We start from the raw sequence: 312 nt of genomic DNA, 5'->3' as shown, positions 1-312 counted from the left end.
TACCGCACACCATGCCGGGGGCCGACGCGTTCACCGAGGCCGTGCGGGCGCTCGGGATCGACGACCACAGCACCGTCGTCGTCTACGACGCCGCCGGGATCTACTCCAGCGCCCGGGCCTGGTGGATGCTGCGGGCCATGGGCCTGGACCACGCCATGGTGCTCGACGGGGGCCTGCCGGCCTGGACCGCGGCCGGGCTGCCGGTCGAGGCGGAGCCGGCCGCGTACGACGGGCCGCGCGGGAGCTTCACCGCCCGGCCGCGCCCCGGCCGCTTCGTGGACGCGGCCGCCGTGGCCGAGGCCCTGGCCGATC

Annotated in this window: 1 protein-coding gene; it reads left to right on the top strand. The window is 77.6% G+C overall.

Features of this window, described 5'->3' with window-relative positions:
• Window positions 1-312 (top strand): sulfurtransferase (locus EF918_RS36570; RefSeq protein WP_260611037.1); only part of this gene is annotated, 312 nt, incomplete at both ends.

The organism is Streptomyces sp. WAC06614 (assembly GCF_003949795.1).
In the GTDB taxonomy this organism is placed as follows: domain Bacteria; phylum Actinomycetota; class Actinomycetes; order Streptomycetales; family Streptomycetaceae; genus Streptomyces.
This window is presented reverse-complemented; position numbering and strand designations above follow the sequence as displayed.